The organism is Paracoccus sp. S4493, assembly GCF_000967735.1.
Taxonomy (GTDB): Bacteria; Pseudomonadota; Alphaproteobacteria; order Rhodobacterales; family Rhodobacteraceae; genus Paracoccus; species Paracoccus marcusii.
Window position 1 is genome coordinate 34,182 of sequence record NZ_JXYF01000066.1, and the last position, 16,527, is coordinate 50,708.

15 protein-coding genes, 1 tRNA gene and 1 pseudogene are annotated in these 16,527 nt (G+C 68.4%); 11 read left to right on the forward strand and 6 right to left on the reverse strand.

Going from position 1 to position 16,527, the window contains the following annotated elements:
• Positions 1-42: 42 nt before the first annotated feature.
• From TW83_RS11015 to TW83_RS11025, 3 genes are read left to right on the forward strand one after another with little or no spacing between them, the layout of a single operon-like run.
• Positions 43-1,107, forward strand: coding sequence for an efflux RND transporter periplasmic adaptor subunit (locus TW83_RS11015; RefSeq protein WP_045982823.1), 1,065 nt, complete (start codon positions 43-45; stop codon positions 1,105-1,107).
• Positions 1,104-2,204, forward strand: coding sequence for an efflux RND transporter periplasmic adaptor subunit (locus TW83_RS11020; protein ID WP_045982824.1), 1,101 nt, complete (start codon positions 1,104-1,106; stop codon positions 2,202-2,204). Before TW83_RS11015 ends, TW83_RS11020 begins: the two co-directional genes overlap by 4 nt.
• Entirely contained in the window at positions 2,201-5,254 is a 3,054-nt protein-coding gene (locus TW83_RS11025; protein WP_045982825.1) for an efflux RND transporter permease subunit, read from the forward strand. Before TW83_RS11020 ends, TW83_RS11025 begins: the two co-directional genes overlap by 4 nt.
• A gap of 138 nt (positions 5,255-5,392) precedes the next feature.
• On the opposite strand, the gene msrA is transcribed toward TW83_RS11025, so the two are convergent.
• From msrA to TW83_RS11040, 3 genes are all read right to left on the reverse strand, one after another.
• On the reverse strand, positions 5,393-5,899 hold the full coding sequence (msrA, locus tag TW83_RS11030) for a peptide-methionine (S)-S-oxide reductase MsrA (protein WP_045982826.1): 507 nt from the start codon (positions 5,897-5,899) through the stop codon (positions 5,393-5,395).
• Positions 5,892-6,341, reverse strand: coding sequence for a peptide-methionine (R)-S-oxide reductase MsrB (gene msrB, locus TW83_RS11035; protein WP_045982827.1), 450 nt, complete (start codon positions 6,339-6,341; stop codon positions 5,892-5,894). The genes msrA and msrB overlap by 8 nt, the downstream gene beginning before the upstream one ends.
• A gap of 65 nt (positions 6,342-6,406) precedes the next feature.
• Positions 6,407-7,375 (reverse strand): nitronate monooxygenase family protein, encoded by a 969-nt coding sequence (locus tag TW83_RS11040; RefSeq protein WP_045982828.1) that lies wholly within the window; start codon positions 7,373-7,375, stop codon positions 6,407-6,409.
• Between the two features lie 147 nt (positions 7,376-7,522).
• Between TW83_RS11040 and mtnN the strand changes: the two genes are divergently transcribed.
• Positions 7,523-8,413, forward strand: a complete 891-nt coding sequence (gene mtnN / locus TW83_RS11045; RefSeq protein WP_045982829.1) for a 5'-methylthioadenosine/S-adenosylhomocysteine nucleosidase — start codon at positions 7,523-7,525, stop codon at positions 8,411-8,413.
• Between the two features lie 38 nt (positions 8,414-8,451).
• On the opposite strand, the gene clpB is transcribed toward mtnN, so the two are convergent.
• A complete protein-coding gene (gene clpB, locus TW83_RS11050; protein ID WP_045982830.1) occupies positions 8,452-11,082 on the reverse strand; it encodes an ATP-dependent chaperone ClpB in 2,631 nt (876 codons plus the stop codon).
• A 147-nt stretch (positions 11,083-11,229) separates the two neighbouring features.
• On the opposite strand from clpB, the gene pyrF reads away from it, so the two are divergent.
• Positions 11,230-11,910, forward strand: a complete 681-nt coding sequence (gene pyrF / locus TW83_RS11055; RefSeq protein WP_045982831.1) for an orotidine-5'-phosphate decarboxylase — start codon at positions 11,230-11,232, stop codon at positions 11,908-11,910.
• Between the two features lie 48 nt (positions 11,911-11,958).
• Positions 11,959-12,663: a DUF998 domain-containing protein gene (locus TW83_RS11060; protein WP_045982832.1), complete on the forward strand. Its 705-nt coding sequence runs from the start codon at positions 11,959-11,961 to the stop codon at positions 12,661-12,663.
• On the opposite strand, the gene TW83_RS11065 is transcribed toward TW83_RS11060, so the two are convergent.
• The gene (locus TW83_RS11065; protein ID WP_045982833.1) at positions 12,644-13,054 is read right to left on the reverse strand and encodes an NUDIX hydrolase; all 411 of its coding nucleotides are present in this window, start codon (positions 13,052-13,054) and stop codon (positions 12,644-12,646) included. The genes TW83_RS11060 and TW83_RS11065 overlap by 20 nt on opposite strands.
• Positions 13,051-13,914 (reverse strand): N-formylglutamate amidohydrolase, encoded by an 864-nt coding sequence (locus TW83_RS11070; RefSeq protein WP_239441328.1) that lies wholly within the window; start codon positions 13,912-13,914, stop codon positions 13,051-13,053. Before TW83_RS11070 ends, TW83_RS11065 begins: the two co-directional genes overlap by 4 nt.
• 155 nt (positions 13,915-14,069) lie before the next feature.
• On the opposite strand from TW83_RS11070, the gene TW83_RS11075 reads away from it, so the two are divergent.
• The 5 genes and pseudogenes from TW83_RS11075 to TW83_RS11095 all read left to right on the forward strand — a co-directional run.
• A tRNA-Val gene (locus TW83_RS11075) sits at positions 14,070-14,144 on the forward strand.
• An 82-nt stretch (positions 14,145-14,226) separates the two neighbouring features.
• Positions 14,227-14,352, forward strand: coding sequence for a type B 50S ribosomal protein L36 (ykgO, locus tag TW83_RS11080; protein WP_042245282.1), 126 nt, complete (start codon positions 14,227-14,229; stop codon positions 14,350-14,352).
• A 197-nt stretch (positions 14,353-14,549) separates the two neighbouring features.
• On the forward strand, positions 14,550-15,503 hold the full coding sequence (locus tag TW83_RS11085; protein WP_052714843.1) for a calcium-binding protein: 954 nt from the start codon (positions 14,550-14,552) through the stop codon (positions 15,501-15,503).
• 134 nt (positions 15,504-15,637) lie between these two features.
• Entirely contained in the window at positions 15,638-15,907 is a 270-nt protein-coding gene (gene rpsO, locus TW83_RS11090; protein WP_045982834.1) for a 30S ribosomal protein S15, read from the forward strand.
• 299 nt (positions 15,908-16,206) lie between these two features.
• Positions 16,207-16,527 (forward strand): annotated as a pseudogene (locus tag TW83_RS11095) (hypothetical protein); the annotation flags it as partial.

Sequence of the window (16,527 nt, forward strand, 5' to 3'; positions counted from 1 at the left end):
ACCGTCGACAGATTGAGCCACAGATGTCGTGGATCGGTTCCGATGTTCAAGCTGCTGCCCCTTGCCCTTGCCATGATGATTCCCGCGCTTGCGACGGCCCAGGCCGCCCCCGACGATATCCGCGTGCGCATCGTGACCGCCCGCACCCAGCCCCTGGACCTGGACATGCAGCTGTCCGGAGAGATCGAGGCCGTCGACACACTGGAGCTGGGCTTTCGCCAGGGCGGCCGCGTGACCGAGGTGCTGGTGGCCGAGGGCGACCGCGTCGTCGCGGGCCAGCCCCTGGCCCGGCTGAACGCGGTCCAGCAGGATCAGGCGCTGAACGTCGCGCTGGCGGGTCTGGCCGCCGCGCGCGCGGGCAGCGACCAGGCCCGTCAGGCCCGCGACCGCGCCGATGCGCTGCTGGCGCGGGGGGTCGGCACGCGGGCGGCGGCCGATCAGGCCGAACAGGCGCTGTCCCAGACCCAGGGGGCGCTGGAGCGCGCGGAAACCGCGGTCGAACAGGCGCGGCGCGCCGTCGACGATGCCGTGCTGCGGGCGCCCGAGGATGCCGTCGTGACCGACAAGTCGGTGGCCCCCGGCCAGGTGGTCGCCGCCGCGCAGCCGGTGCTGACGCTGGCCGCGCTGTCGGGGCTGGAGGCCGTCTTTCACGCGCCCGACGACCCGCTGCTGCACGACATCCTGGGCCGTGACGTGCGGATGGAGACGCTGGACGTCGACCGTCCCGACATGGTCGGCACCGTGACCGAGATCGCGCCTTTGGTCGATCCGCAGACCGGCACGGTGACCGTGCGCGCGCGGCTGCTGACGCCCAATGCCGGTATCGTCCTTCTGGGCGCGTCGGTGCGCGGGCATCTGAGCATGGCGATGGAAAAGGGCGTGGTCGTGCCCTGGACCGCCCTGATGCGGTCGGGCGACGATCCGGCCGTCTGGGTGGTCGACGATGACGGGCGCGTGGCGCTGACCAAGGTGGTCATCAACCATTTTGCGGACAGCACGATCTTCGTGTCCGAGGGCCTGTCCGACGGACAGCGGGTCGTGGGCGACGGGGCGCAGCTGCTGTATCCCGGCCGCCGGGTCCAGCCGGTCGCGGAGGGCGTGCAATGAGGGCGCTGATCCTTGCCGGCGTGCTTGCGCTGGCCTGCGGGCCGGCCGCGGCACTGTCGCTGCCCGACTGGCTGGGCCTTGGCGGTCAGGCCGAGGAGCCCGCGGCCCCGCCGCGCCCGGTGGTCAGCGTGATCGTGGACGATCGTGGCCTGGACGCGCGCTGGATCCCCGGCGTGGTCGAGGCGCGCACCCAGGTCCAGCTGGGCTTTCAGACCCTGGGCCGGATGATCGCGCGGCCCGTCGATCTGGGCGATCAGGTGGCGGCCGGCGATCTGCTGGCGCAGCTGTCCACGGACGATCTGGCCGCGACCACCCGCGCCGCGCGCGCCGCGGTCGATGCCGCGGACGTGCAGGACCGCACCGCGCGCGCGACGCTGGAACGCACGCAGGCGCTGGCGGCGCGCAACGTCGCCTCGAACGCCCAGCTGGAACAGGCTCAGCAGGAGGCCAGCGCCGCCGCCGCAGCGGTCGAGCAGGCCCGCTCGCAGCTGCTGCAGGCCGAGGATGCGGAAGGGTTCGCCAAGATGACCGCGCCTTTCGCCGGTGTGGTCAGCGCCGTCTATGAGGTGCCGGGCGCGGTCGTGGATGCGGGCGCGCCCGTGATCCAGCTGTCGGCCCAGGACACCCCCGAGGTGGTGATCGACCTGCCCGAACAGGCGCTGGTCGGGCTTGCGCCGGGCGCCGATTTTACCGTCTGGCATCGCAGCGACCCCCAAGTCGAGATCGCCGCCACGCTGGACCGGGTCGACCCCATCGCCGACAGCGCTACCCGGACGCGGCGGCTGTACCTGACGCTGCCGCCCGGCGCGCCGTTCCGCCTTGGCGCGCTGGTGCGGGCGCGGTTCGGAACGGTCGATGCGCCGTCTTTGTCGCTGCCGGCCGAGGCGTTGGTCGCGACCGAGGGCATGCCCTTCGTCTGGCGGGTGATCCGCGACGATGCGGGGGCGCGGGTCGAACAGGCCCCCGTGCAGGCGGCGGCCCCCTTTCGCGGGCGCGTCTCCATCACCCACGGCCTTGACGCGGGCGACGAGGTCGTGATCCGCGGCGTGAAATCCCTGGCCCCCGGCCAGCCCGTCGGCCGGAGGCTGGAGCCGTGAGCACCCCCAAGACCCGCTTCAACCTGTCCGACTGGGCACTGAAGCATCGCAGTTTCGTGTGGTTCCTGCTGATCGTGTCGATGATCGCGGGCACCATCAGCTATCTGAACCTGGGCCGCGAGGAGGACCCGGACTTCACGATCAAGACGATGATCATCGGCGCGGCCCTTCCCGGCGCCACCATCGACGAGACGCTGAAGCAGGTCACCACCCGGATCGAGACCAAGCTGGAGGAGCTGGACGAGCTGGACTTTACCCGGTCGGTCACGACGCCCGGCCAGGCGGTCGTCTATGTCGAGCTGGACCCCACCATCCGCGGCCCCGCCGTCCCCGAGGTGTGGAAGCGGGTCCGCCAGATGATGGGCGACATCCGCCCCGAATTCCCCCAGGAATTCGCGGGCTTTCAGTTCAACGACAATTTCGGCGACGTGTTCGGCAACATCTATGCCTTCACCGCCGACGGATTCACGCCGCGCGAGCTGCGCGACCGGGTCGAGGCGATCCGTCGTCAGGTCGCAGCCCTGGACGCCGCCGGCAAGACCGAGCTGCTGGGCGTGCAGGATGAACAGGTGTTCCTGGAGTTCTCCGCGGCGCGGCTGGCGGCCCTGGGCCTGAACCAGGCGCAGGTGATCCAGACCCTGGCCCAACAGAATGCCATCGCGCCGTCCGGCGTGATCCAGGCCGGACCCGAACGCATCCTGGTGCGCGTCGGCGGCCAGTTCGACGGGGCGGAATCGATCGAGGCCGTGAACCTGCGCGTCGGAGAGCGGTTCTTCAATCTGGGCGACGTGGCTACCGTCACACGCGGCTATCAGGACCCGCCGACATCGCTGTTCCGCCACAACGGCCAGCCTGCGATCGGGCTGCAGATCGGCATGCGCCAAGGCGGCAACATCCTGGAATTCGGCGCCGAACTGGAGGCGCTGATGGACCGCATCGCCGCCGACCTGCCCATCGGCATCGAGATGGCGAAGTTCGCCGACCAGCCGCATGTGGTCGAAGACGCCGTGGGCCATTTCGTCAAGGCCCTGGCCGAGGCCGTGGCCATCGTCCTGGTCGTCAGCTTCATCAGCCTGGGCCTGCGCGCGGGGCTGGTGGTGACGCTGACCATCCCGCTGTGCCTGGCGATCACCTTCGTGATCCTGGACCTTTACGGCATCACGCTGCAGCGGATCTCTCTGGGCGCGCTGATCATCGCCCTTGGCCTGCTGGTCGACGATGCGATGATCGCCATCGAGACGATGATCTCAAGGCTGGAGATCGGGGAATCGCTGACCGACGCGGCCAGCTATGCCTGGACCTCGATCGCCTTTCCGATGCTGACCGGCACGCTGGTGACGGTTGCGGGCTTCATCCCAATCGGGCTGAACAGCTCCGCCGCGGGAGAGTTCACGTTCTCGCTGTTCGTGGTCATCGCGGTGTCGCTGATCGTGTCCTGGATCGTGGCGGTGCTGTTCGCGCCGCTGCTGGGGGTCACCTTCCTGCGCGCCGACATGGGTCATGGCCACAAGGGGCCGGGCCGGTTGCGGCGCGCCTTCCACCGCCTGCTGCGGGCGGCGATGCGGTTCAAGTGGCTGACCATCGCGGTGACGCTGGCGATCTTTGCGACATCGGTCTGGGGAATGCGGTTCGTGGAACAGCAGTTCTTCCCCACCTCCGATCGGACCGAGGTGCTGGTCGACATCACGGAACGCCAGAACGCCTCCATCGCGCGGACCCGCGCCGACATGGACCGGCTGGAGGCGAGCCTGGCGGATGATGACGACGTGCTGTTCTGGACCTCCTATGTGGGGCAGGGGGCGCCGCGCTTCGTGCTGTCGATGGACGTGCCCACGGCAGGGCCGCATATGGGCCAGATCGTGATCCAGACCCCCGACCTGGCTGCGCGCGACCGCGTCAAGGCGCGGCTGAGCGCGCTGGCGGCCGCCGAATTTCCGGGCGTCGACATCTATGTCAAGAACCTGGAAATCGGCCCGCCCGTGGGCAAGCCTGTCCAGTACCGCGTGACCAGCCCCGACACCGACGCTGCCCGCGACGCGGCCCAGGGCCTTGCCACGCTGATCGCCTCCGAGCCGCGCCTGCGCGACATCGCGCTGGACTGGAACGAGCCCGCGCGCATGGTCCGCCTGGTCGTGGACCAGGACCAGGCCCGCCGGCTCAGCGTGACCAGCCAGGACATCGCCCAGGCCCTGTCGGCCCTGTTCAGCGGCACCAGCGTGACGCAGCTGCGCGACGACATCTTCCTGATCGACGTGGTCGCCCGCGGCGTGGCCGATGACCGCCAGTCGCTGGCCTCGATCCGCAACATGCAGCTGAACCTGGCGGACGGGCGGGTCGTGCCGCTGGCCGCACTGGTGACGCTGGAATACGGATCCGAACAGCCGCTGATCATGCAGAGAAACGGCCTGCCCACCGTCACGGTCAAGGCCGCCATCGGCACCGCCGACCAGCCCGCGACCCTGGTCACGGCGCTGGCTGCGCAAGTGGCCGAATACCAGGAAACCCTGCCCCCCGATGTCCGCATCGAGGTCGGCGGCAGCGTCGAGACCTCGGCCGACAGCCAGGCGCCGATCGCCGCGGTGGTGCCGGTGATGCTGCTGATCATGGCCGTCCTAGTCATGGCGCAGATGCAAAGCTTTCGGATGTCGCTGGTGGTGATCGCCGCAGCCCCCCTTGGCCTGATCGGCGTGGTGGCGGTGCTGGTGCCCTTTGGCGTGCCGATGGGTTTCGTGGCGATCCTGGGGATCCTGGCGCTGATCGGCATCCTGATCCGTAACTCGGTCATCCTGGTCCACGAGATCCAAGAGCTGCTGCACAAGGGCCGCAGCCAGTGGGACGCCGTGTTCGAGGCCTCTGACAGCCGCGCCCGCCCCATTCTGCTGACCGCGGCTGCGGCGTCGCTGGCGCTGATCCCGATCTCGCGACAGGTGTTCTGGGGGCCGATGGCCTATGCGATGATGGGCGGCATCATCGCCGGCACGCTGGTCACGCTGGTCTTCGTGCCCGCGCTTTACTGCGCGGTGTTCCGGGTCAGGCCGCCCCGCTCCTAAAACGTCCGTCCCGGAACCAATCGGGCCTGAACCGTTTGACCTGAACCGTCCGGGCGGGGGGTCCGGGGGGCGGCAGCCCTCCGGCCGTCGCGGGACGCAAGAGAACGCCCCGGAACCGCGTTCCGGGGCGCCCGTGCCTCACTCGGCCGCGTCGCGTTTGGGCAGGACCCAATCGGGGCGCGGGAAATGGCAGGTATAGCCGTTGGGGAACCGCTCCAGGTAATCCTGGTGCTCGGGCTCGGCCTCCCAGAAATCGCCCACCGGTTCGACCTCGGTCACGACGCGTCCCGGCCAGATGCCGGATGCGTCCACATCCGCGATCGTGTCCAGCGCCACCTGCTTCTGCGCCTCGTCCGCGTAATAGATCGCGGAACGATAGCCCGGCCCGATGTCGTTGCCCTGCCGGTTCGGCGTGGACGGGTCGTGGATCTGGAAGAAGAACTCCAGCAGCCGGCGATAGCTGATCAGGTCGGGGTCGAACATGATCTCGATCGCCTCGGCATGGGTGCCGTGGTTGCGATAGGTCGCGTTGGGCACGTCGCCGCCGGAATAACCGACGCGCGTCTCGATCACGCCCGGCATGCGCCGGATCAGGTCCTGCATGCCCCAGAAGCAGCCACCGGCCAGAACCGCACGTTCAACCATGATGCGCCTCCTCGACCTGAGCCAGATAGTCGCCGTAACCCTCGGCCTCCATCCGGTCCTTGGGGACAAAGCGCAGCGACGCCGAATTGATGCAATAGCGCAGCCCGCCCTGATCGCGCGGACCGTCCGGGAAGACGTGGCCCAGATGGCTGTCGCCGTGCTTGGAGCGCACCTCGACCCGGACCATGCCGTGGGTGGTGTCGCGATGCTCGGTCACGTTGCCGTCGATGGGCTTGGTGAAGGCGGGCCAGCCGCAGCCGGAATTGTATTTCGTGCTGCTGACGAACAGCGGCTCTCCAGAGACGACATCGACATAGATGCCCGCATCGAAATGGTGGTCGTATTCGCCGGTGAAGGCCCGCTCGGTGCCGTTCTCCTGGGTGACGCGATACTGCTCCGGGGTCAGCCGGGCGATCGCGTCGGGGGTTTTCTCATAGGCCATCTGGTCCTCCACGGATGGGACGGTTCGATCCCCTATATGGGAAGCGTCCCGCCCATCCGCAAAGGTCACAGGCGCGAAACGGCCTCTTTCGCGGCTTGATATTCCGCAGCCAGCTGGTCGATGCGCGCGCCCGCCGGTTCCACCGCCCGCACCGCGCCGATGCCCTGGCCCGCACCCCAGATGGTGGACCAGGCCTTGGGCTTCGACGATCCGTCGCTGAAATTCATCGCGCTGGCATCCGCCCCCGCCAGATTGTCCGGGTCCAGCCCCGCCTTGCGGATCGACGGCGCCAGATAGTTGCCCGACACGCCCGTGAACAGCGACGATGTCACGATGTCGGCCGCCGTGCTGTCCACGATCATCTGCTTGTAGTCGGGCTGGGCGTTCGCCTCCTCGGTCGCGATGAACGGGCTGCCGATATAGGCCAGATCAGCCCCCATCACCTGCGCCGCCAGCACCGCGCGCCCCGTGGCGATCGAGCCCGACAGCAGCAGCGGCCCGTCGAACCAGTCGCGGATCTCCTGGATCAGGGCGAAAGGCGATTGCGGCCCGGCATGGCCTCCCGCACCCGCCGCCACCGCAATCAGCCCGTCGGCGCCTTTCTCGATGGCCTTCTTCGCGAACATGTTGTTGATCACGTCATGCAGCGCGATCCCGCCGCAGTCATGGGCGGCTTGGTTCACCTCGACCCGCGCGCCAAGCGAGGTGATCCAGATCGGCACCTTGTGGCGGTGACAGATCTCGATGTCACGCTCCAGCCGCGCATTGCTGCGATGCACGATCTGGTTGACCGCGAAGGGGGCGGCGGGGTGGTCGGGGTTCGCTTGGTTGTGACGGTCCAGCTCCTCTTCGATCCGGGTCAGCCAGGCGTCCAGCATGGAGGGCTCGCCGTCCTTTTCGCGGGCGTTCAGCGCCGGAAAGCTGCCGACGATGCCCGCCTTGCACTGCGCGATGACCAGGTCGGGCCCCGAGACGATGAACATGGGCGAGGCGACGACCGGAATGCGCAGGCCCTGCAGGATCGGTGGCAGCATGGATGATCTCCCTTGGATTTGCGTCACGATGCCCGCGCCTTGGGCAACGGGCAAGCCGTGACGCGGCGACAGGGCGGCCGCACTGGCCATCACGGGTGCCGCAGCGTAAGCCGGGGGCGGAATTGCATATCGTGAAAGGCCCGCCCCATGATCCGTCCCGCCCTAGCCCTGATGCTGTCTGCCGCGCCCTTGGCCGCGCATGGTGTCGACGACACGCCCCGCATCGCCGTCATGTCGGCCTTCGAGCCGGAATGGATCAGCCTGCAGGCTGACCTGGAGGGCGCGGAAACCCAGACCATCAACGGCACCGAGTTCATCACCGGCACCCTGTCGGGGCAGGAGGTCGTTCTGTTCCTGTCGGGCGTGTCGATGGTCAACGCGGCCATGACCACCCAGATGGCGCTGGAGCGGTTCGACATCGAGGCGATCGTGTTCTCGGGCATCGCGGGCGGGGTCGATCCGGCGCTGAACATCGGCGACGTGGTCGTGGCGGACCAGTGGGGCCAGTGGCTGGAGACTGTCATGGCGCGCCGGACCGAGGACGGCTTCGCCCTGCCGGGGTTCCTGGAATCGCCCTTTCCGAACCATGACATGATCTACACGCGCGAGACGACCGTGGCCTCGGACCGGGGCGAGCCCGAGACGCGGTTCTGGTTTCCCGCCGACCCGACCCTGCTGGAGGTCGCCGCCCGCGTGGCCGAGGCGACCGATCTGGCCGACTGCAATGCCCAGAACGACTGCCTGACCACCGCGCCGCAGATCCGCGTGGGCGGAAACGGCGTGTCCGGGTCGTCCTTCATGGACAATGCGGGGGTGCGCGACTGGCTGTCCACGACCTTCGAGGCGCAGGTGGTCGACATGGAATCGGCCGCCGTGGCGCAGGTGGCTTGGGCGAACCAGGTGCCGTTCATCGCCTTCCGCTCGCTGTCGGACCTGGCCGGCGGCGGCGAGGGCGAGAACGAGATGGGCGTCTTCATGTCGCTGGCCTCCGACAATTCGGCGGCGCTGGTCAAGGCCTTCCTGGCCGAGATGCCCTGACGGAAACGGCCCCCGGATCGCTCCGGGGGCCGTCTTCCTTAGTGGATCGGCGGACGCGGGCCTTCGCCGATCGCGCCAAGCCGGGGCCCGGCCTGGCCCACGCGGTTGCCGACCAGCAACCCGTCCGGCCCCGCGCTGACATGCACGGTCGATCCGTCCATGACCTCTCCGGACAGCAGCAGTTCCGCCAGCGGGTCCTGCAGGGCGCGCTGGATCACGCGCTTCAGCGGGCGCGCGCCGAAGACCGGGTCGTAACCTTGGTCGGCCAGCCACATCCGCGCCGCGTCGTCCATGTCCAGCGTGATCGTGCGACCTGCCAGGCGCTTCTCCAGCCGCGCCATCTGCACCTTGACGATCCCGTCCATGTTCGTCCGCGAGAGCCTGCGGAAGATGATGATCTCGTCCAGGCGGTTCAGGAATTCGGGGCGGAAATGGCCGCGCACCGCCTCCATCACCTGATGGCGGGCGTCCGACGCATCCGCCTCCTCGGGCAGATGCGACAGCGCCTGAGAGCCCAGGTTCGAGGTCAGGATGATCAGCGTCTGCTTGAAGTCCACCGTCCGGCCCTGGCCGTCCGTCAGCACCCCGTCATCCAGCACCTGGAGCAGCACGTTGAAGACGTCCGGATGCGCCTTTTCGACCTCATCGAACAGGATCACCTGATAGGGACGCCGCCGCACGGCCTCGGTCAGCACGCCGCCCTCGTCGTAACCCACATAGCCCGGAGGCGCGCCGATCAGCCGGGCCACGGAATGCTTTTCCATGAACTCGGACATGTCGATGCGGACCATCGCGCTGTCATCGTCGAACATGTATTCGGCCAGCGCCTTGGTCAGTTCCGTCTTGCCGACGCCGGTGGGCCCCAGGAACAGGAAGCTGCCAAGCGGCCGGTTCTCGTCGTTCAGGCCCGCGCGGGCGCGGCGGACGGCATTGCTGACCGCGGTGACGGCCTCCTGCTGGCCGATCACGCGCTTGCCGATCTGCTCCTCCATCTTCAACAGCTTGTCGCGCTCGCCCTCCAGCATCTTGGCGGTGGGGATGCCGGTCCAGCGTTCGACGACCTCGGCGATCTGCTCGGGGCGGACGGCCTCCTCGACCATCAGACCGTCGCCCTGCTCGGCTTCGGCCAACTGCTTCTCCAGCCCGGGGATGATGCCATAGGACAGCTCTCCGGCGCGGGCCAGGTTCCCCTCGCGCTTGGCCTGATCCAGGTCGGCGCGGGCGCGGTCCAGCTGCTCCTTGAGGTCGCGAGACCCCTGCAGCTTGTCGCGTTCCGCCTGCCAGCGGGCGGTCATCTCGGCGCTGCGTTCCTGCAGGCCGGAGAGGTCCTTCTCCAGCCGCTCCAGCCGGTCCTTGGAGGCCGCGTCATCCTCGCGTCGCAGCGCCTCGGCCTCGATCTGCATCTGCAGGATCTGGCGATCCAGCTGGTCCAGCTCCTCGGGCTTGCTGTCGACCTCCATGCGCAGGCGCGAGGCCGCCTCGTCCATCAGGTCGATGGCCTTGTCCGGCAGGAAGCGGTCGGTGATGTAGCGATGCGACAGCGTCGCCGCCGCGACCAGGGCCGCGTCGCTGATCCGCACGCCGTGGTGCAGCTCGTACTTCTCCTTGATGCCGCGCAGGATGCTGATCGTGTCCTCGACCGTCGGCTCCTCGACCAGCACGGGCTGGAACCGCCGGGCCAGGGCTGCGTCCTTCTCGATATACTTGCGGTATTCGTCCAGCGTGGTGGCGCCGACGCAATGCAGCTCGCCCCGCGCCAGGGCCGGCTTGATCAGGTTGGCGGCATCCATCGCGCCGTCGCCCTTGCCCGCGCCGACCAGCGTGTGCAGCTCGTCGATGAACAGGATGATCTCGCCAGCGGCGGTCTCGATCTCCTTCAAGATCGACTTCAGCCGCTCCTCGAAATCGCCGCGATACTTCGCGCCCGCGATCAGCGCGCCCATGTCCAGCGCCATCAGCCGCTTGTTGCGCAGGGATTCCGGCACGTCGCCGTCGATGATGCGCAACGCAAGGCCCTCGGCGATGGCGGTCTTGCCGACGCCGGGTTCGCCGATCAGGACGGGGTTGTTCTTGGTGCGCCGCGACAGGACCTGCATGGCGCGGCGGATCTCCTCGTCGCGGCCGATGATCGGGTCGATCTTGCCGTCGCGCGCGGCCGCCGTCAGGTCGCGGGCATATTTCTCCAGCGCCTCATAGCTGTCCTCGGCGGATGCCGTGTCGGCGGTGCGTCCCTTGCGGATGTCGTTGATCGCGGCGTTCAGCGCCTGCGCGTTGACCGAACCCGCAGCCAGCGCATCGCGAGCGTTGGTGTTGACCATCGCCAGCGCCATCAGCACCCGTTCGGCGGGCACGAAGCTGTCGCCGGCCTTCTTGGCCACGGACTCCGCCTCGTCCAGCACGCGGACCAGCGTGGGGTCGACATAGACCTGACCGCTGCCCGACCCGCTGACCTTGGGCTGTTTCGCCACGGCGGCATCCACCGCCTCGCGCACGCGCTTGGCGTCGCCGCCCGCACGGGTGATCAGGTTCGAGGCAAGTCCCTGGTCGTCATCCATCAGCGCCTTCAGCAGATGCTCGGGCATCACGCGCTGCTGATTCTCGCGGATCGCGATGGTCTGGGCGGATTGCAGGAAGCCGCGCGACCGTTCCGTGAACTTTTCCATGTTCATCGGCAGTACTCCTTTTGCAAAGCCCCCGTGCTGGTGGCGCCCTGTTGCGGCACGCCCCGGTCCGGGTCTGATGGATCAGATTTGGGGGGGTCGCGGGGTGGTTTCAAGCATGTCATAAGGCCCGCGGAACAAAGAAGGGGATGCGTGATGGATGACCGGCTGATCGTGGCGCTGGACGTGCCGAATGCCGTGGCGGGGCTGGACCTGGCGGGACGCCTGGGCGACGCCGTGGGCTTCTACAAGATCGGGCTGGGCATGCTGACCGGCGGCGGCCTGGCCCTGGCCAACGAGCTGAAGCAGGAGCACGGCAAGCGCATCTTCCTAGACATGAAGCTGTTCGACATCGGCGCGACCGTCGAGGCCGCGGTGCGCGGCCTGGCGCAGTTCGACCTGGACTTCCTGACCGTGCATGGCGACCCGCATGTGGTGGCGGCGGCAAAGCAGGGGGCTGCGGGGTCGAACCTGAAGATCCTGGGCGTGACCATCCTGACCTCGCTCGACCGGGCCGACCTGGACGCGGGGCTGATGCAGGCGGGCGATCTGCACGACATCACCGTGGAACGCGCCGCCCGCGCGTTCGAGGCGGGGGCCGACGGCATCATCTGCTCCCCGCGCGAGGCCGCCGACATCCGCGCCCTGCCGGGATCGCGCCTGATCGTGACGCCGGGCGTGCGCCCCGCGGGCAGCGCCCTGGGCGACCAGAAGCGGGTCGAGACGCCCGCATCGGCCATCGCGGCAGGCGTCGACCACATCGTGGTGGGCCGCCCGGTCTGGCAGGCCGCCGATCCGCGCGCGGCGGCGCAGGCGATCCTGGCCGAACTGGCTTGACGCCCGGCGCCCCCGCGTCCCAGCATGGCGCGAAACGCGGGGGTGGCGATGGACGATGACGGCAGCGTGCAGAAGATCCGCAACGAGCTGGTCCTGTCCTTTCTGGCGGTGCGCCGCGCCATCGGCGCCCTGGGGTTCTTTCTGCCGCTGGCGCTGATCGCCTATGCAGTGCTGTGGCCCGAGCCGCTGCGGACCAGCATCTCGGCCTATTACTATTCGCCGATGCGCGAGGTCTTCGTCGGCACGCTGATCGCGCAGGCCGTGTTCCTGTGGAGCTATGAGGGGTTCCGCCCCGATGCGGGCGAATGGATCACCGACAAGGCCATGGCGCGGCTGGCGGCGGTCTCCATCGCGCTGGTGGCCCTGGTGCCCACCGACGGGCCGGACGGGCCCTGCACCGCGCTGGAATGCATCGCGGGTCCGGGCCTGTCGGCGCTGATCCATGTCGTCGCGGCGGGGCTGTTCTTTGCCGCGCTGGCGGTGTTCTGCCTGGTGCTGTTCGTCAGGGGTACCGTGGACGGCCCGGAAAAGGCCGCGTCGAACCGCATCTATCGCATCTGCGGCTGGACGATCATCGTCAGCATCGGCCTGATCGGGCTGCTGTTCGCGACGGGCCTGGACGATACGCTGGCGCGCCTGCGCCCGGTCTTCTGGCTGGAGACGGCGGCCACCTTCGCCTTTGCGACCAGTTGGGCGGTCAAGGGCGACAGCCTGCGCCCGCTGACCCGCGCCGTCATTGCCGCATCGCGGTGATCCAGCGGCAGAAATGCGGGATCGCGCGCGGGTGGGTCAGATAGTCAGCCACCGGCATCATGCACCATCCCTGACCTTCGTCCCCGAACCGGATCGCGGCGATCTGGGCCGCGCTGATCTGCCCCGCGAACAGCCAGGACATCAGTCCGGGCGCGGAATGCGACGGAAACGCCAGACCGGTCAGCGCTTGCGGGGACAGGTGCAGCCCGAACTCCTCGTCCAGCTCGCGCAGGGCGCATTGGACGGGCGTCTCCTGTCCTTCGCGGCCGCCGCCGGGCAGGTCCCAGTGCGCCGGAAAGGGAATGTCGGGGCGATCGTCGCGCAGGCAGGTCAGCAGCCGGTCGCCATGGGTCAGCAGCAGCTTGGCACCGTTGAAGGCCGCAGCGGTCATTCCGCGGCGACGCGCCCGCCCGACTGATCCTGGCCCAGGCCGGACAGGCGGCCGATCACCCGGGCGATTCGCGCTGCGAAGTCGTCGAAATCGGGGCGGGGGGTGATCGTCGCCTCGTCCATGTAGAGCGAGCGGTCGATCTCCAGCTGCACGACATGGACGTTCTGGGCGGGGCGGCCATAGGCCGAGCAGATGTAGGCCCCCGAGAAGGGGGCATTGCGGCGCAGGGTCCAGCCCTCGGCCTCGACCGCGGCGCTGACCGCGTCCGAGATGCGCGCCGCCGCCGACAGGCCGTGACGGTTGCCCAGCACCATGTCGGGCCGCATCCCCTGCAGATGCGACAGCGCATCATGGGGCATGGAGTGCATGTCGATCAGGATCGCCTGCCCGAATCGGGCGCGGGCCTGCGCGATCAGCCCGGACAGCGCCGCGTGATAGGGGCGCCAGCAGGCGTCGATCCGGCGATCGGCCTCGGCCCGGTCGATCTGGCGGTCGTGAATCACCCGGCCCTGGCTGACCACGCGGGGAATCACCCCCAGCCCGGCCAGGGTGCGCTGGTTCAGCGGGTGACGCGGCACGCCGCGCACGACCAGGGGGTCGATCTCGTCCGCGCCGCGGTTGAGGTCCACGATGCAGCGCGGGATGCGCGCGGCCAGCGTGACCGCGCCGAAGGCCGTGGCGGGCGCGATCAGGCGATCGATGAAGGCGTCCTCGGACGATCGCAGGGTCTGGATGGGCAGGCGGGTGCCCTGCAGGAACCAGTCGGGATAGTCGTGGCCCGAATGCGGGGACGCGAAGATCACCCCCGAAAGCCAGTGGCGGGGGCGGGTCACGACATAGGGCAGATCAGGCTGGGACAAGGCAGACCTCGGCATCCGGCGCGTCATCGCATATAAACCTGAAAAATTGCCCACCGATAGGCCTTGAATACCCCAGACACCTCGGTTAAAGACCTGCGGACCGAGGGGATTGCACCGGGTTTTCGCAAGGAAACGTGATGGAATCACCAAGGAACGGGCGGTTAGCTCAGCGGTAGAGCACTACGTTGACATCGTAGTGGCCACTGGTTCGATCCCAGTACCGCCCACCATTATTTCGCCGCCCCCGGCCAAAACCGGGGGCATTTCGTTTTCCAATGCGGCTGCGACGCGCCGCGACGATGGAGAAAACCGATGAAGGTTCGCAACTCGCTCCGCTCGCTCAAGAGCCGGCACCGCGACTGCCAGGTCGTGCGCCGCAAGGGCCGCATCTACGTGATCAACAAGACCAACCGCCGCTTCAAGGCTCGCCAAGGCTAATCGGTCGGGTCCTGGCCGGATCATCCGGCAGGTCACGCGGAAACGACAGTACCACCCGCCCCTCACAGGGCGGGTTTTTTCATGCCGGGCCGCCAACCCGCATTAAGGTTTTATCAACTTTTCCGTACGATGCCGGGCCATGGCGCGTTAGTATCGGGGCATCGGCATGGGGCCGGTCGCGAACGGGGTCTGGGTCGATGATCATTCTGGGCGGGATTCTGGGCGTGCTGATGGCCGGGATGATGGTCGATGTCAGCGCGCTGACCAGTCGGCATGCCGAGGATGACGACGACGAGACCCCCGTCCCCGATGAGGAGGAGGGCGAGAGCCTGCCCCCCACCATGCCCGAACCCCAGCCAGAGCCAGAGCCCGAACCGGAGCCCGAGGTGCCGGCCGCGCCGGACGAATCGGTGATCGACGGATCGGACGGGTTGGATTTCCTGATGGGGACGCCCGGCGACGATCTGATTCGCGGGCAGGGCGGCGCGGACGACCTGCGGGGCGGCCTGGGCGCCGACACGATCGAGGCGGGGGCCGGCGATGACTGGGTTCAGGGCGACGCGGTCTATGGGCCTGGCGGCGAGGACCTTATCTATGGTGGCGAGGGCGACGACCTGCTGGCCGGTCAGGGCGGCAATGACATGCTGTTCGGAGAGGATGGCGACGACACCCTGATGGGCGGCGAGGGCGATGATTCGCTGTTCGGAGGCGAGGGCGACGACGTCCTGGCCGGGCATGAGGGCAACGACCTGCTGGTCTCGACCGGCGGCACGGATGATCTGGACGGAGGCGCGGACGACGACGTGCTGATCGGCCATGACGGCCCCGAAACCGTCTGGATGAACGGCGGGGACGGCAACGACACGCTGATGCCCGGCGCGCATGACTTTGCGTCGGGCAACGCGGGCGACGACACCTTCTTGCTGCGCCAGGTCCAGGAGGGCTTTCCGACGCTGGCCGATTTCCACGGCGATCACGACCAGCTGGTCCTGCACCTGGATGCGCAGGTCGCGCGTGACGTGCAGCTGTCGCTGCGCGAGGACGCGGATGGCAGCACGCTGCTGGAGGTGAACGGCCAGGCCGTGGGGCGCCTGCTGAACCCCGAGGCCCTGCGCCTTGGCGACATTCGCATCGTGGCCATCGGCGGCTGAACGGGCTTTCCTTGTCGCCCCTTATGGGCTAGACGCGCGCATCCGCCGGACATCCGGTCCGTGCGGTGTTTCATGGACCTTGCTGGACGACATCCCGGCCTGTGCCCTCACCCTTCATCCGAAAGGAGATCCCGATGTCGATCACCGTCGAAGAAAAAGCCCGCGTCATCGCAGAGTTCGGCACCAAGGAAGGCGACACCGGTTCGCCGGAAGTGCAGATCGCGATCCTGTCCTCGCGCATCGCCACCCTGACCGAGCATTTCAAGTCGCACAAGAAAGACAACCACTCGCGTCGTGGTCTGCTGATGATGGTCGCACAGCGCCGCAAGCTGCTGGACTATCTGAAGAAGAAGGAAGAGGCGCGTTACACCGCCCTGATCGGCAAGCTGGGCCTGCGTCGCTAAGACCGGCACCCCGCATTTCCCTGGCGCCCGCGACCCTGTCGCGGGCGTTTTGCATTGCGGGCGGCGGCTGTCCTTAAGGGCAGGTCGCCTGGCGATCCCCGAACAGCCCAGTGGTGCCGCCTGGGCAGCCACGCGGAAAGAATCAAAGTCAAATCAATATGCTGTCGAAAACAGCCTGCATGCCCGGCAATCGCGGGGCGTTGCCGCGTCCGGGCAATCGCTAAAACTTTCAGGACCCTCTTCTGGATCGCGTGGTGACTGAAACGTTAACAGCCCGCCATCATCGTAGGAGAGTTGACATGTTGATCAGTGGCCTGACCAGTGGCTGGCGTACGAACACCGCCCCGGCACCCAGCAGCCCCCCGCCGCAGCAACCGCAGGAAACCGCCCCGGCGCAGCCGACCCAGCCCGTCCCGGCCGAGGAGCAGGCCGCGGCGGTGCAACCGGAACCGACGCCGGACGCCGAGGCGGGCTATGATCCCGACGCGATGGCACGCGCCGCCGAAGGCAGCCAGGCGCCCCGGACGGAGCCTGCCCCCGACGCGACGCCCGCGGCAGCCCCCGCCGCCCCGCGCCCCGCGCCGCAGGATGAGGCTGCCGTGACCGCTGCCGTCAAATCC

What these genes read in the sequence shown, in the direction of transcription:
- TW83_RS11015 (WP_045982823.1), top strand. Translation starts at nt 43, where the DNA reads ATGTTCAAGCTGCTGCCCCTTGCCCTTGCCATGATGATTCCCGCGCTT.
- TW83_RS11020 (WP_045982824.1), top strand. Translation starts at nt 1,104, where the DNA reads ATGAGGGCGCTGATCCTTGCCGGCGTGCTTGCGCTGGCCTGCGGGCCG.
- msrA (WP_045982826.1), bottom strand. Translation starts at nt 5,899, where the DNA reads ATGGTTGAACGTGCGGTTCTGGCCGGTGGCTGCTTCTGGGGCATGCAG.
- msrB (WP_045982827.1), bottom strand. Translation starts at nt 6,341, where the DNA reads ATGGCCTATGAGAAAACCCCCGACGCGATCGCCCGGCTGACCCCGGAG.
- TW83_RS11040 (WP_045982828.1), bottom strand. Translation starts at nt 7,375, where the DNA reads ATGCTGCCACCGATCCTGCAGGGCCTGCGCATTCCGGTCGTCGCCTCG.
- mtnN (WP_045982829.1), top strand. Translation starts at nt 7,523, where the DNA reads ATGATCCGTCCCGCCCTAGCCCTGATGCTGTCTGCCGCGCCCTTGGCC.
- clpB (WP_045982830.1), bottom strand. Translation starts at nt 11,082, where the DNA reads ATGAACATGGAAAAGTTCACGGAACGGTCGCGCGGCTTCCTGCAATCC.
- pyrF (WP_045982831.1), top strand. Translation starts at nt 11,230, where the DNA reads ATGGATGACCGGCTGATCGTGGCGCTGGACGTGCCGAATGCCGTGGCG.
- TW83_RS11060 (WP_045982832.1), top strand. Translation starts at nt 11,959, where the DNA reads ATGGACGATGACGGCAGCGTGCAGAAGATCCGCAACGAGCTGGTCCTG.
- TW83_RS11065 (WP_045982833.1), bottom strand. Translation starts at nt 13,054, where the DNA reads ATGACCGCTGCGGCCTTCAACGGTGCCAAGCTGCTGCTGACCCATGGC.
- ykgO (WP_042245282.1), top strand. Translation starts at nt 14,227, where the DNA reads ATGAAGGTTCGCAACTCGCTCCGCTCGCTCAAGAGCCGGCACCGCGAC.
- TW83_RS11085 (WP_052714843.1), top strand. Translation starts at nt 14,550, where the DNA reads ATGATCATTCTGGGCGGGATTCTGGGCGTGCTGATGGCCGGGATGATG.
- rpsO (WP_045982834.1), top strand. Translation starts at nt 15,638, where the DNA reads ATGTCGATCACCGTCGAAGAAAAAGCCCGCGTCATCGCAGAGTTCGGC.